12 protein-coding genes are annotated in these 13,114 nt (G+C 44.1%); 3 read left to right on the forward strand and 9 right to left on the reverse strand.

Annotated elements, in window-relative coordinates; translation table 11 throughout:
• Positions 1 to 49 precede the first annotated feature (49 nt).
• The 5 genes from spoIID to BANVL01_RS21455 all read right to left on the reverse strand — a co-directional run bounded on the left by spoIID (position 50) and on the right by BANVL01_RS21455 (position 4,483).
• On the reverse strand, positions 50 to 1,096 hold the full coding sequence (gene spoIID, locus BANVL01_RS21435) for a stage II sporulation protein D (protein ID WP_066093748.1): 1,047 nt from the start codon (positions 1,094 to 1,096) through the stop codon (positions 50 to 52).
• 282 nt (positions 1,097 to 1,378) lie between these two features.
• On the reverse strand, positions 1,379 to 2,689 hold the full coding sequence (gene murA / locus BANVL01_RS21440) for a UDP-N-acetylglucosamine 1-carboxyvinyltransferase (protein ID WP_066093751.1): 1,311 nt from the start codon (positions 2,687 to 2,689) through the stop codon (positions 1,379 to 1,381).
• A gap of 32 nt (positions 2,690 to 2,721) precedes the next feature.
• Positions 2,722 to 3,513 carry a YwmB family TATA-box binding protein gene (locus BANVL01_RS21445; protein WP_066093754.1) on the reverse strand — a complete coding sequence of 264 codons (792 nt, stop codon included), beginning with the start codon at positions 3,511 to 3,513 and terminating at the stop codon, positions 2,722 to 2,724.
• Between the two features lie 238 nt (positions 3,514 to 3,751).
• A complete protein-coding gene (locus tag BANVL01_RS21450; protein WP_066093756.1) occupies positions 3,752 to 3,988 on the reverse strand; it encodes a DUF1146 family protein in 237 nt (78 codons plus the stop codon).
• A 168-nt stretch (positions 3,989 to 4,156) separates the two neighbouring features.
• Positions 4,157 to 4,483 carry a YflT domain-containing protein gene (locus tag BANVL01_RS21455; RefSeq protein ID WP_066093759.1) on the reverse strand — a complete coding sequence of 109 codons (327 nt, stop codon included), beginning with the start codon at positions 4,481 to 4,483 and terminating at the stop codon, positions 4,157 to 4,159.
• Between the two features lie 165 nt (positions 4,484 to 4,648).
• On the opposite strand from BANVL01_RS21455, the gene BANVL01_RS21460 reads away from it, so the two are divergent.
• Both BANVL01_RS21460 and BANVL01_RS21465 read left to right on the forward strand, forming a co-directional pair.
• Entirely contained in the window at positions 4,649 to 5,017 is a 369-nt protein-coding gene (locus tag BANVL01_RS21460; RefSeq protein WP_066093762.1) for an IDEAL domain-containing protein, read from the forward strand.
• Between the two features lie 72 nt (positions 5,018 to 5,089).
• The gene (locus BANVL01_RS21465; protein WP_066093765.1) at positions 5,090 to 5,344 is read left to right on the forward strand and encodes a GlsB/YeaQ/YmgE family stress response membrane protein; all 255 of its coding nucleotides are present in this window, start codon (positions 5,090 to 5,092) and stop codon (positions 5,342 to 5,344) included.
• Positions 5,345 to 5,428: 84 nt separating this feature from the next.
• Here the strand turns inward: BANVL01_RS21465 and BANVL01_RS21470 are convergent, their stop codons facing one another.
• From BANVL01_RS21470 to BANVL01_RS21485, 4 genes are all read right to left on the reverse strand, one after another.
• Entirely contained in the window at positions 5,429 to 6,580 is a 1,152-nt protein-coding gene (locus BANVL01_RS21470; protein ID WP_066093768.1) for an AI-2E family transporter, read from the reverse strand.
• 29 nt (positions 6,581 to 6,609) lie between these two features.
• The gene (gene cls, locus BANVL01_RS21475; RefSeq protein ID WP_066093771.1) at positions 6,610 to 8,109 is read right to left on the reverse strand and encodes a cardiolipin synthase; all 1,500 of its coding nucleotides are present in this window, start codon (positions 8,107 to 8,109) and stop codon (positions 6,610 to 6,612) included.
• A 262-nt stretch (positions 8,110 to 8,371) separates the two neighbouring features.
• Positions 8,372 to 9,232 carry a CheR family methyltransferase gene (locus BANVL01_RS21480; protein ID WP_235845694.1) on the reverse strand — a complete coding sequence of 287 codons (861 nt, stop codon included), beginning with the start codon at positions 9,230 to 9,232 and terminating at the stop codon, positions 8,372 to 8,374.
• An 11-nt stretch (positions 9,233 to 9,243) separates the two neighbouring features.
• Positions 9,244 to 12,204 carry a CHASE3 domain-containing protein gene (locus tag BANVL01_RS21485; protein ID WP_066148062.1) on the reverse strand — a complete coding sequence of 987 codons (2,961 nt, stop codon included), beginning with the start codon at positions 12,202 to 12,204 and terminating at the stop codon, positions 9,244 to 9,246.
• Between the two features lie 172 nt (positions 12,205 to 12,376).
• On the opposite strand from BANVL01_RS21485, the gene BANVL01_RS21490 reads away from it, so the two are divergent.
• Complete coding sequence (locus BANVL01_RS21490) at positions 12,377 to 12,835, forward strand: Dps family protein (RefSeq protein WP_066093775.1); 459 nt, start codon at positions 12,377 to 12,379, stop codon at positions 12,833 to 12,835.
• Positions 12,836 to 13,114 lie beyond the last annotated feature (279 nt).

Genomic DNA, 13,114 nt, shown 5'->3' on the forward strand with positions numbered 1-13,114 from the left:
AAACCAGGCAAAAAGCCAGACAAAAAAGCCTGGCTCAGTTAACTTCCCACTATTTCCGTGCCGTAAGCGTCGCAAGCATTGTCTCCGCTGAAGTAATTTCGACACCTTGATAATAGTGCTTCACAATTTTCTTATAATCCGCGCCTTCTTCAGCCATCCCATTTGCGCCATATTGGCTCATACCGACGCCGTGGCCGAAGCCCTTCGTTGTGATGACAATATTGTCCCCCTTGCGCTCCCAGGCAAAGTCAGACGACCTCAAATCAAGTTTTTCTCGGATCTCCTTTCCGGTCAGTACCTTTCCATTGAAGTCAACCTTCCCCACGCGTTTTCCGGTCGTTTTTTCAACAACTTTCCCAATCGTTCCACCAGATCCAATTTTCACGCCCAGCTTTGTTTCAATATCTTTAATCGAAAGCACTTTTTGAAAATTAAACTTTGGCGAGCTTTTATCCCATGGACTTGAAACACTTCTTAAATAGGGGTAGGTACCTGACCAGTAATCTTCTGAGTTTTCCGTGTAGCCGTTGCTTGCCGAGAAAAATGTTGCCGTAATGACCTCGCCCTTGTAGGTTAAAACCTGCCCACTTGTTGCCCGGACTGCATCTAAAATCTTCTTCCTCTTCTCGTCGTACTTCGCCCCCCAATCCTTTTTCAATTGGTCGTCACTCTTGTAGGCTTGGTGGATGGGCGTATCCGTAACCTGGGAACCCTTTGGCGCCCCCAGCGTGTCCTTCGTTAATAGTCTTTTTACGATATAGGTTCTCGCTGTTAGTGCCTGGGCTTTGAGTGCTTCTTCCTTAAACTCGACTGGCATCTCAGCCGCCACGACACCAACAAGATAATCTTCTAATGGGACATTTTCGATTTTCGATTTCGCGGAACGAAAGACGGCGACTTCAACCGCTGGGTCTGCGGCAGACACGGCTGCCTGCGTTTCTTTTGCCGGGGAGCCCGTATTCTTGATTATATCCTCTCCCAGTTTTCCGCTTGCACGATGTTCCCCCGAAAACGGTAATACAAGGACTGCGGGAATAATCAAGGTCAGGGCAATGAGAAGCGATCCTAGTACGATGAGTGGTTTGATTTTTTTCATGAAAATGCCTCCAGTTTGTTTGTAAAATTCACAGCCGGCACCTGCTTCCGGACTGCATCTCATTAAAACATATGGAGATGGACAAGCATTTATTACAGATTTTTTCTCAAAGTATGAGTATGGTGTCAGGCACCAAATCCCATTAAAAGGAAAAAGGTGTCAGGCGCCAAATCCCAATAAAAGGAAAACATTGCCTGACACCACCATCTGCCACCAACACAAACACAACAAAAAACAACGGGACCCAGCTTCCGCTAGGTCCCGTTGCTTTGATTTTGTTTGTTATGCGTTCATATCTGATACGTAATTCTGGACTTTGGTAAAGGTTTCTTCTTCTTCTTTTACGCGTTCGATGTCGGCACCTAAGCTTGCGAGCTTGCCGTGGAAGTTCACGTAGCCGCGGTCTAAGTGTTTTAATTCGGTTACGCGTGTTACGCCTTCTGAAACCAAGCCGGTTAAAATTAACGCCGCTGCTGCCCGCAGGTCGGTTGCTGAAACTTCCGCACCCTGCAAGTTCGATAAGCCATTTAAAATGACGGAACGGCCTTCAATTTTAATATCGGCATTCATCCGCCGGAATTCTTCGACGTGCATGAAACGGTTTTCGAACACCGTCTCCGTAATCATGGATGTGCCCTCTGCACGAAGCAGTAATGCCATCATTTGCGATTGCATGTCAGTTGGGAAGCCTGGATGCGGCATCGTTTTGATGTCAACAGCCTTCAAGCGCTCAGGTCCGATGACACGAACGCCATCCTCTTCCTCAATAATCGTTACACCCATTTCCTCCATCTTAGCAATCAAGGAAGAAATGTGCTCAGGAACTGCGCCCTGTACCAATACATTCCCGCCTGTAAGCGCCGCGGCAACCATGAAGGTTCCTGCTTCGATTCGGTCAGGAATAATATTATGTTCTGCGCCAAATAATACATCGACGCCTTCAATCTTTAATGTTCCAGTGCCAGCGCCGCGAACGCGTGCGCCCATTTTATTCAGGAAGTTTGCCAAATCAACGATTTCTGGTTCTTTTGCGACGTTTTCAATGATGGTCGTGCCCTGTGCAAGGGTCGCAGCCATCATAATGTTTTCTGTGGCACCAACACTTGGGAAATCCAAGTAAATTTTTGCTCCTTTTAAACGGCCGTCTACCTCCGCATCGATAAAGCCATTTCCTACCTTTACCTTCGCACCCATCGCTTCAAAGCCTTTTAGGTGCTGATCAATAGGCCGGGATCCAATCGCACAGCCGCCTGGGAGAGCAACTCGTGCTCGGCCATTACGTGCCAGTAACGATCCCATGACAAGGACAGACGCGCGCATTTTTCGAACATATTCGAACGGCGCTTCATCTTTTAACTCTCTGGATGCATCAACTACAACTGTATTGTTTTCAAACACCACTTCAGCATGTAAGTTGCGTAAGACTTCATTAATTGTATATACATCGGAGAGTGTAGGTACATCACAAATTACACTTTTTCCATCACTTGCTAATAATGTTGCAGCGATAACAGGCAGGACGGCATTTTTTGCACCTTCAACTTTTACCGTTCCGTGAAGCCTTTGTCCGCCGCGGACGATGATCTTTTCCAAGAGTATTCCCCTCCGCGTCCATTTTCTCTATATTAATATTCAATCGTAATGATTGGTGTGCCAACTACGATGGTAGTCTGCGCGCCCAATCGTTCGGAGCGTAATCCAATTTGTAAATTCATGTTATTTTTTCGATTATCTATGAAGCCTGTAAACATAGGCGATGTCGCCGAAACAGACATGAAAGTCTCCTCTTTTAACGCTTCGATTTCTGTTGCATCAAAGCCAGACAGCAATTTGCTTACTGTCATAGGTAAAGCCGTATCAATCTTATCATTGACAATGCCTTTCATACAAGAGAAAACTGTTGGTTTTCCTCGAAATATGTCGGTAAGCCTATTTTTAAATTGTTCGGTTGTGAAAAAGGTCGCAGACGACTTATTCCACTCTTTTCCACTGACACTATATACTATATACGCATTGACAGGTTGTTTTGTGTGGGTTGCCATAATTTGAAGCTTTTCATTGTGGTGGTTAGCTGTTGGAGATACTGCTGTCACTTCCCATTTTTGGCTGGTGCTAGTTTCTGACCAAACCCAATCGGGAAACTCTTGTTGAAGCTTTTCCGCGTATTCCTTCACTTCCTGCTCACTTTTCATGCCGATTACATGCTCTCTTGCATAAAAAGACCATTCCTTGAGCAAAATATTCTCGGCTTGCAATACTTTGCCGATTTTCGTCAAGTCATGACTGCTTTTTTGAAAAAATAAACCGTCGACGCCATTCGCGCCGCCCTTAGCTTCAATTGTCCAATTCCCAATAACAACCAGGATAATACTTATCATTGAAATCATGCATAAAAGAATCTTACTATTTCTGTTCATCACCGTACTCCCCCTTACTACCAGTGTTACCAGGAAGGAGAACAGCATACTTGGGAAATGTCGTCACTTTTAGACAAATTTCAATTTTAAGATATACTTAGCTTTCCACATAAAGAAGATTGTACTCAAAATATCGACAAAAGGAAACATGTAAGAATACCTAAATTTTTTCCAGTTGTATGTACATAAAAAAGCGGAAGCGCCGTGCCCAAGGGCGACCAGTATAGGTCGAGCCGGACTAATTAAACAGCATCGGCAGCTGCCTTGACCATTGGAGGTAATCCAGGAAAAAGTTACCAACAGATGATCCAATGAAAATGGCTAACAATATATACAGTAATCGCGCCTGAAAAACGTGGTTTGCCTTTATCAGCTTATCTAAGCGCAGCGCCTGCAGCGCCCACCAGGAAATCCCAATAAACAGCAAATGCGACAAGATGCCAAGCAGCGCTATCTGGCCAAAGTCATTTATCATTCTGCTCCCTCCTTTTTACACACAATGATTATTCTATCATACTTGACGGATGAAAACCGGAAAAGTTTCGTTTTAGGTTATTTTTGGAAAATTGAAAAAGTGGGACATAGGGACAGGCTCCGTGTCCCGCGGTTTAGCGGGGACACGGAGCCTGTCCCATCTCCTACCCTAGTCCACTTTTGAAGCGACAACTACGACTTTTCCTAGATCTAATTCTTTTTCATACTGCTCGGCTTCCGCATTTGATACTCCCAAGGATTCCAGCTTCGCGCGAAGTTCATCTCCCCGGGTCCGAAAGATGTTGGCCATTGACTCAAACACTCCTTGTTCGCCGACGCCGATTTCATTAATATCGAGGTTATCCGTTAGGTCTTCAGAGCGTTTTTCATCGTGAGCCAATAAATAAATCTCATCCTTCGTGAACCCCTGCATGACGAAACGTTCAATTTCCCTTTTTGCTTCGACACCATTTTCGACTACTTTTACATTTTCCATTTTCATTCCTCCTTAATGTGTTTCACTTTCTATTGGGTATATAACCTCTTTTTAAAAAATTAAAACCCACTTTTTAATAGCGGGTGTCAGGCACCATGTTAGTAATGAATCTATCGTGGGTATATAAGAAAATAATCGCTGGGATTATTAATGGAGGTGTTTAGTATGAAGAAACTGTTATGTAAATATTGTGGGAATGCGGAATTTTTTGTGGTAAATCTTCACGAAACGGTCTGCAAATGCGGTTTGCGCTTAACGAAGCTTAGTGATTATCGGCGGGAAGGAACGAAACCAGCGGAATATCCCAGCCAAAAACGGCAAGCAGATCTCATTTCAAAAATCATCTTATTAAAACAGGAAATTGACAAATGTCTTGATAATCGGGAACAAGAAGGTTTTCACAAGCTGTCATTGGAATTAAAGGATTACGAGCAGGAGCTTTTAAACATGGAAGACACAGTTCCCCAAGATCGTTTCGCGAAGAGCATGAAAGAGAACAAAGATTGGTCAAATGGAAGTGATATTATTTTCTAGGTTTATCTTTTCTAAGGGCCGGGTACTTACTTACCATAGTTGATTTTCAAATATAGAGAGGAGAGATTTTTCATGGGATTTATTTGGTCATTAATTATCGGAGGCATCATCGGCTGGCTAGCCGGACTCATCCTTGGACGTGATGTGCCAGGAGGTATCATCGGAAATATTATCGCCGGGTTTGTCGGGGCTTGGCTAGGTTCCTTCCTATTAGGCGGCTGGGGGCCAATGATTGGCGGATTTTACTTCATTCCCGCACTCATCGGCGCCATCGTCTTAGTTTTCATCTTAAGCCTCATTTTAAGAAATGTAAAACGACCTGCATAAAACCAATATGAAGAAGAGACTGCAAACAGCTGCAGCCTCTTTTTTTTTGCAGAAAAGAGGGTACCATCCGGATCGACATTTCATTCAAAGAATGGCATCATCGTAGGATTTCGCATCATGGTTGTTTTCCCCCTGTATGAATTTTTCTTCTATTGATTGCTCCTTTCTAAGCTTCCATAATCGATAGGCATGAAGGACAATTACCTTCATGACCGCATAAACGGGAACGGCTAAGATTAATCCGAGAATACCTCCCATACTTCCAGCCGCAAGTAACACCGAGATAATCGTGAGCGGATGAATCTCTAGCTTTCTTCCCATCACCTGCGGCGAAATTAAATGTGCTTCTATTTGTTGTACAACCACCATCACAACGAGCACTTTTACGACCATCATCGGTGAATGTAAAAGGGCAATAATCAAGGCAGGGATAATGGCAATGATTGGACCGAGGAACGGGATGACATTTGTAAACATGGCAAAAATGGCCACAATAAGGGAGTAGTCAAGACCAATAAATAAATATCCGATAAAAAGCATCGTCCCTAAGCAAAAACTGACGAAAATTTGACCCTGGATATAGGAGCTGAGTGCCTCATCCATATCGATTAATATTTTCCGTCCGTTTTCCTGCTGCATGGCTGGCAATAAACGCAGAATTTGTCGGGGCGCCTTTTCTCCTTCCTTTAACATATAAAATAAAATAAATGGAACAGTCACAAGGACTGTCATAGTTCGTACCATCACACCAATAAAATTCAAAATATTTGTTCCAATCATGGCCAGACCTGAAGGTATATTTTTGGAAAGAGGATCGGTACCCTTTTCAAAATCAAAATTTTTATTTTCCTGTAACCGATGAATCCACTCATTCTGTTGAAGTTTCGATATTTTTGCCTGAATTGATTCCATAAAGGCGGGGGTACTGTTAATTAAACTATTGATTTGCTTCTGCAAAATCGGTCCGACAAAATAGACCAATAAACTAATCAAAACTGCCGCCATTACATAAATCAGGATAATCGAAAGTGGTCTGGGGACCTTTTTCAACTGTAGGAAATTGACCAAAGGGCGAAACAAGTAATATAACACCCCTGCAAGCAGAAAAGGAAAAAAGAGGGTTTGTATAAGTAAAATGAGCGGCCGAAAAATAAAATTGATCTTCGTCCCTACTAAAATAATTAAGAAAATAAGCAAAAGTCCGAATCCCCATCGAAACGCTTTCGTTTTCGGCATGTAATCCCCAACTCCCGTTTAGATTATTTTTATAAAACCCCGGAAAATAGCCGGGCAAAGGATTCCTTTGCCTTTTCGGTCATTCCTCTTTTGTAAAATTCAACTGGGCGAATCCGCAGGCAATCGTCGAGGTCTTCTTGATAATGAGCAACAAGGTCTTGGATGGAGTCGGTCCCTGTTAAAAATAAATTGACTTCGAAGTTGAGACGAAAACTACGCATATCCATATTCGCTGTCCCAATGGTGGCAAGGTCACTATCGATGATAATAATTTTTTTATGTAAGAACCCTTTTTGGTAGGCATAAACTTCGACCCCCGACCGCAAAAGTTCAGGTAAATACGATCGTGTGGCATATTGGGTGAGAAAGCCGTCATTAATTTCGGGCAGCATAATACGAATTTGAACTCCTTTATGGGCCGCAATTCTAAGCGCTGTTCGAATCGCTTGATTGGGTACAAAGTACGGCGACGCGATCCAAATCGATTTTGTCGCACATGTGATCATCGCGTAATAATGATCACTCATCCGTTCGGTTTCGGGTCCGGTTGCGACGACATGAACCATTCCATCTCCAGCTGTAGGGATTGGTTTCATGTAGCGTTCATCCTTTACCAGCATTTCCCCGCAAACATACCTCCAATCTAATAGAAAAATGGTATTCAATGTTTGCACAGCCTCGCCTTCCAGAACAACATGTGTATCACACCAAAATCCAATCGCCTCATCCTCACCGAGGTATTCGTCCCCGATGTTAAGACCGCCGACAAATCCTACCTTACCGTCAATGACAATGATTTTACGATGATTTCGAAAGTTAAACTTTTGATTAAAAAACGCACTTTTTATCGGCAAAAACGGATGGACCTTGATCCCGGCATCCTTCATGCGTTTAATAGCGGCGCCCGAAAGTGTAAGACTTCCCACCGCATCGTACATAAGGCGCACTTCCACTCCTTCTTGCACCTTTTCGATTAAGATCTCGATTATCTCGCTGCCTAATCGGTCATCGCGAAAGATATAATATTCCATATGGATAAAGTTCTTTGCTTCCTTAAGCTCTCTTTTGATTTCTCGGAATGTTTCTTCCCCGTTTTTTAAAATTTTTGTCTTCGTCTTGCTATTCGCCGTTGTGGTAGTCACCCGGTCCAAATAGTGAGCAAAATTGCGCTGGTGATCATTAAACTGCGAAAGATCTGCCGTCTGTTTTTTCCAGCTAAGTGTTTCGAATACTTCGCGATCCTTAATGCGCTTACTTTTAAAAAGGTAACCTTTTAAAAATAATTGGCCTGAACAGACATAGATGATATAGCCTACTATCGGTAAAAACAGCAAAATATAAATCCATAAAAGTGTGTTTTGGGCCGTTCGATTTTCAAGCATTAAGGAAAACACGGTAAACAAGATAATGACGATGTAAAATCCCAGCGACAGCACTGTCCACAGGAAAGGAATCCCTATAAAAAATACCAAATATCCTTGAGCAATCATCAAAAAGACTAAGACAAATTCATACCTCCGTTTTTTCATCGCATCGTTCTCCCCAACATTTTATCGTTCCAATCCGTTCCCGGCAGACACCTTATTGATAAATACCCATTATTTACGAAGGCTAATCCAACTAATCAAAACATTAGAGTCGACCCAATGGTGCGTTAACGCGGTAACGCCCTACGGGGACTCACCCACTAATTTTTGGAAAAAGGTGCCTGACACCAGCTTCCTGTTTTTGGAAACCAAATAAAAAGGCGCCCGGCATCACTTCCTTTTTTTGGGAAGTGGTGCCTGACACCTAAAGTTTTCTATAGATCTTTTCATGTGGGTGAAATTCTTCGTATTTCATTCTTTTTGGCATAAACAGGAGGGTTTCTTTGCTTCCGAGTCCAATGAATCCTCCGTCGGCCAAGCTGTCATGAATCAAGCTATGGACTTGCTGCTGCAATTCGCCGTCAAAATAGATCAAGACATTTCGGCAGAGGATCACATGGAACTCATTAAATGAGCCGTCCGTCACTAGATTATGCTGGGCGAAGATGAAGTTTTCGCCCAAGTTGGGATGAAAATAGGCAAACTGATGGTCTGTTGTATAGTACTCGGAAAAGGCCTTTTTTCCGCCGGCTTTCAAGTAATTCTTCGTATATTGCTGCATTTTCTTGAGCGGAAATGCTCCCTTTTGGGCAGCGATAAGGGCCTTTTCATTCATATCCGTCGCATAAATCGTGGTCTTTTCCGCCAGTCCCTCTTCACACATGAGGATGGCCATGGAATAGACCTCCTCCCCTGTTGCGCAGCCGGCATGCCAAATCCGAATCTCGGGAAGATCCCTTAAGAGCGGCACCACTTCGTTACGAAAGGCGGCAAAGAAACTCGGATCGCGAAACATTTCCGTCATCCGGATTGACAAATCATTCAATAATCGCTCCAAAAACCCTTGTTCGTGGAGCACTTTTTCCAATAGAGCCGTAATGGACGGAAGCCGCTCCGCCTTCATGCGATTCAATATCCTTCTTTTCAAGGAAGCACGCACGTAGCTCCGGAAGTCATAGCCATACTTTTGAAAAAGTCCCTCGAGCAGCAAATTGATTTCTATTTCCTGAAGTTCTTTAAGCCCCGTATCGTCTGTTTCTGTGAATAAATCAGACGATTGGGGGATCGGTCTGTTGTTCAATCTTGTTCCACCTGTTCTGTCAGCCATACCCGCATTAACGAGAAGAGCTGGTCGATATTTAACGGCTTCATAATATAATCAGAAGCGCCTGCTTCCAAACACTTGTCACGTTCGCCCTTCATTGCCTTGGCCGTCAAGGCGATAATCGGCAGAGTTTCCAGCCCAAGGTCGTGGCGAATGACCTTCATCGCCTCATAGCCTCCCATCACAGGCATCATGATATCCATAAAAATTAGGTCATAATCAGCATATGCTTGCAGCATTTCGATGGCACGCTTGCCGTTTTTCGCTACTTGAACGATGACACCCCTGCTCTCGAGAGCGGTAACGAGTGCATATATATTGCGGCCGTCGTCCTCTACGAGGAGCACTTTCTTTCCTTTAAACAACTGTTTGTCCGACATTTCAGCCTCGGTATATTCGTCCAGATCCTCTGCCTCGGTATATTCGCCGGAATAGCCGATTTCGGTTCGTTTATCCGAATAGGTGACTTCGCTGTGTCCATCCGAATATTCTGCCATGGTTCTTGTCCCCGAACATACTGCCACAGTTCGTTCGTTCGCTGGCCATTCTGCTTTTTCCGTTGTCCCTTCTTGTTCCCGAGTAGTTCCGTCCCGGGTTGCCGCTACTTCCTTAAGCGCCTGATGAAGATCACGGCCCTGGTACGCAGGCTCACGCTTGCTCGGAATATATAAGGTAAACGTACTTCCCTTATCGAGCTCGCTTTCAACATCGATAGCGCCGCCAAGCAAGCGGGTAAATTCGCGGCTAATCGATAACCCCAGCCCCGTCCCGCCATATTGCCGATTCGTGGTACCGTCCACCTGTTGAAAGGCATCGAAAATGATTTGCTGCTTATCACTTGGTATGCCGATTCCGGTGTCCGTTACGGAGATTGCGAGTATCAATTCATCTGTTTGGATACCAAGCAATTCCGCCGCTTTTTCCCGATCGGCAAGTGCGATCTGTACCTTAACCGAGCCCTGTTCCGTAAATTTAAAGGCATTGGATAAAAGATTTTTCAAAATTTGCTGCAATCGTTGTCCATCCGTCAAAATGACCGCTGGGACATCCGGATCGGTCAACACGTTAAACGTCAAATTCTTTTTAGCTGCAACGGGGTCGAAGGTATTTTTCAACAGCTGCGGAATCTCAGTCACGTTGACTTCATCTATTAAAATTTCAATTTTTCCCGCTTCCACTTTTGATAAATCGAGAATATCATCAATCAGCCGCAGCAAATCTCCGCCAGAGGTATGGACGACGCGGGCATATTCCTCCACTTCTGACCTATCCATTTCCGCGTTATTCTCCATCAGCATTTGCGAGAGAATAAGAATGCTGTTCAATGGTGTCCGCAGCTCATGCGACATATTCGCCAGAAAATCGGTTTTGTATTGCGAACTCAGCTTCAGTTTCAGCGAATAATCTTCTAGTTCATCCTTCGCTATTTTAAGTTCTGCCGCTCGTTGTTCGGCAAATTTGTTCTTTTCTTCCAAAAATTCATTGGTAATCCGCAGCTGCTCCTGCTGCATTTGCAATTCTTCCGATTGTGCTTGGAGCTCTTCTGATTGTGCCTGAAGTTCTTCGGTTAAAATTTGCGATTCTCCAAGCAGCCTTTCCACTTCCATCCTTCCCGCCACACTCGTAATTGCCGAACCAAACTTGTCCTGCAGCATGTCCAGTAAGGTCAGATGCCGTGCGCGAAATGGCTGCAGTGCAGCAAACTCGATGACCGCTTCTACCCTGTCATCCACCAAAATCGGAGCAATTAATAGATTACGTGGTGAGGAAGCACCTAAGCCGCTGGTCACCTTGAGATGCTCTTTCGGCAGCTTATCAGTGAGAAATATTCGTTTATCAAGGGCGGCTTGGCCGATTAACCCTTCTCCTAAACGAAAGCTAGCCGCGGCGTTTTCCTCATCCGCTAGCGCATAGCCGGCCACTTTGACGTAGTACGTCCCCCCGCCCGCATCACTCTTTCGTAGATAAACGACACCATACGTAGCGTGCAGTAACGGAGCAAGTTTTGTGATAAACGCTTGCGCCAATTCTTTAATCTCGGTAATCCCTTGATACATCGTTGCGATATCAGTCATGCTTTTCTGAACCCAGCTCTGTTTCTCGAGATTGCTCAGCAGCCTGTTCATCGCCTCAGCCAGCTCCTGGGTTTCATCACGGGTATTCACTTTAATCCTTGTCGTCAGGTCGACCTCTGAATCTGTGATACTCATAATGGCTTTCACAACCTGTTTAATTGTCTTCACAATGGAATTAGACAGGATAATCGCTGTTGCGATAGTAATCACCGTCACCAAAAGAATAATGGTATACAAGGTTATTTTTAAATTCATATTGCTCTGATTGAGCAGTTTCGTCCGTTCAGTCGTTATTTTCTTTTCATTAGCAAGAAAGGAATCCAACTGTGTACGCAGCTGATCGGTTATTTTCTTTCCGGTATTTTCCGAAAAATGCTTGTCCAAAGCGGCAGTGTTATTTGCCTTTTTTGCATTGATGACATATTCGCCGGTATTGGTTACCCAGCTCAAAATCAGCGGTTTCATCTCCTCCAAATTCCGCTGCTGCCTGCTGTTATCGATTAACAGCGAATGCAGTTTATTGTAGTTGTCGAGCCAGCTGCGGCCCGCTAGATTATAGGGCTCGAGATACCCGTCATTTCCCGTTATCACATACCCTCTCATCCCGGTTTCCATGTCGAGGACATTTTTTTGAATCTGATTCGCGAGATCGTGGACCTCAATATCGTGTTCGGATACATAGTCTATCTCTTTCTGCAAAACTGACATCCTGTTAATCACGATGAGCAGCGAGAGAACTAAGCAGATTAAAATGGTTAAATAGCCGGTAATGATCTTCGCGTGGATGCTGTAATTAATTCCTTTTATATTGATCGCCCCCCGGTATAGTTCACAGTAGATTATCCCTAATTCTACCATAACTCCATACCGGTATCATCCCATTTGAATCTGCAAATCCATATAAAGGTCTTATTACCCACTTCAGCTTTTTTTGAAACCTCTTTTTGAAAAATGATTAGAAGGTTTCAACCGATTGAGCGGCGGGTATAGAATAGGTATCAACTTAATTCATCAATGGAGGTATGTAAAAATGGTAAAAACTAAGGAAAAAAAGGATGTAATATCAGAGACACTTAACAAGCAGGTAGCAAATTTCTCCGTCCTATTTATGAAGACGCATAATTTTCATTGGTATGTAAAAGGGGAGAATTTCTTCAGTCTGCATATTAAATTTGAAGAATTGTATGAGGAAACGGCCTTACATCTGGATACAATCGCTGAACGCATGCTTGCGGTAGGCGCAACGCCTTCGGCAACACTTAAGGAGCAATTGGAGATAGCTTCCATCGAGGAGGCCGCCGGCGGCGAGAGTGCTAGTGAGATGGTGCAAACTTTGGCTGATGATTTTAACACGATTTGCACCGAGCTTACAAAGGGAATAACAGCCGCCGAAGACAACGATGATCAGCCGACCGCCGATATGTTCATTGCGATTCGCACTTCCTTAGAAAAGCACAAATGGATGTTGGAGGCTTATTTTGGGGAGTAAGTTTGTGTTTTTGTAGGAAAAATAGGTGTCGGGTTTAATGGGGGCTGGCACTTGTAAATCTTTTTTGTGATCCCCGTTTGCGGGCACTATAAACGTCTCAGAGTGCCCGGCTTTGGCGTTTTTCCATGCTCACGGGCGATGTGGAAATTAATTGTGACCGTTTAAGGCAAACAAAGCCGGGCTTTGGGCACAATAATCGGAATCTTCAATAAAAAAGGCCCCCATCCCAGATAGTAGAGGGGAATGTTACCTGAGCCAGGCTGCCGCCTGGCTTTTTCG

Source organism: Neobacillus novalis NBRC 102450 (assembly GCF_001591805.1).
Taxonomy (GTDB): Bacteria; Bacillota; Bacilli; order Bacillales; family Cytobacillaceae; genus Neobacillus; species Neobacillus novalis.

Coding starts and splice junctions, on each gene's coding strand:
- BANVL01_RS21465 (WP_066093765.1), top strand. CDS start 5,090: ATGGGATTTATTTGGTCATTAATTATCGGAGGCATCATCGGCTGGCTA.
- cls (WP_066093771.1), bottom strand. CDS start 8,109: ATGAAAAAACGGAGGTATGAATTTGTCTTAGTCTTTTTGATGATTGCT.
- BANVL01_RS21450 (WP_066093756.1), bottom strand. CDS start 3,988: ATGATAAATGACTTTGGCCAGATAGCGCTGCTTGGCATCTTGTCGCAT.
- BANVL01_RS21455 (WP_066093759.1), bottom strand. CDS start 4,483: ATGGAAAATGTAAAAGTAGTCGAAAATGGTGTCGAAGCAAAAAGGGAA.
- BANVL01_RS21490 (WP_066093775.1), top strand. CDS start 12,377: ATGGTAAAAACTAAGGAAAAAAAGGATGTAATATCAGAGACACTTAAC.
- BANVL01_RS21445 (WP_066093754.1), bottom strand. CDS start 3,513: ATGAACAGAAATAGTAAGATTCTTTTATGCATGATTTCAATGATAAGT.
- BANVL01_RS21460 (WP_066093762.1), top strand. CDS start 4,649: ATGAAGAAACTGTTATGTAAATATTGTGGGAATGCGGAATTTTTTGTG.
- spoIID (WP_066093748.1), bottom strand. CDS start 1,096: ATGAAAAAAATCAAACCACTCATCGTACTAGGATCGCTTCTCATTGCC.
- BANVL01_RS21485 (WP_066148062.1), bottom strand. CDS start 12,204: ATGGTAGAATTAGGGATAATCTACTGTGAACTATACCGGGGGGCGATC.
- BANVL01_RS21470 (WP_066093768.1), bottom strand. CDS start 6,580: ATGCCGAAAACGAAAGCGTTTCGATGGGGATTCGGACTTTTGCTTATT.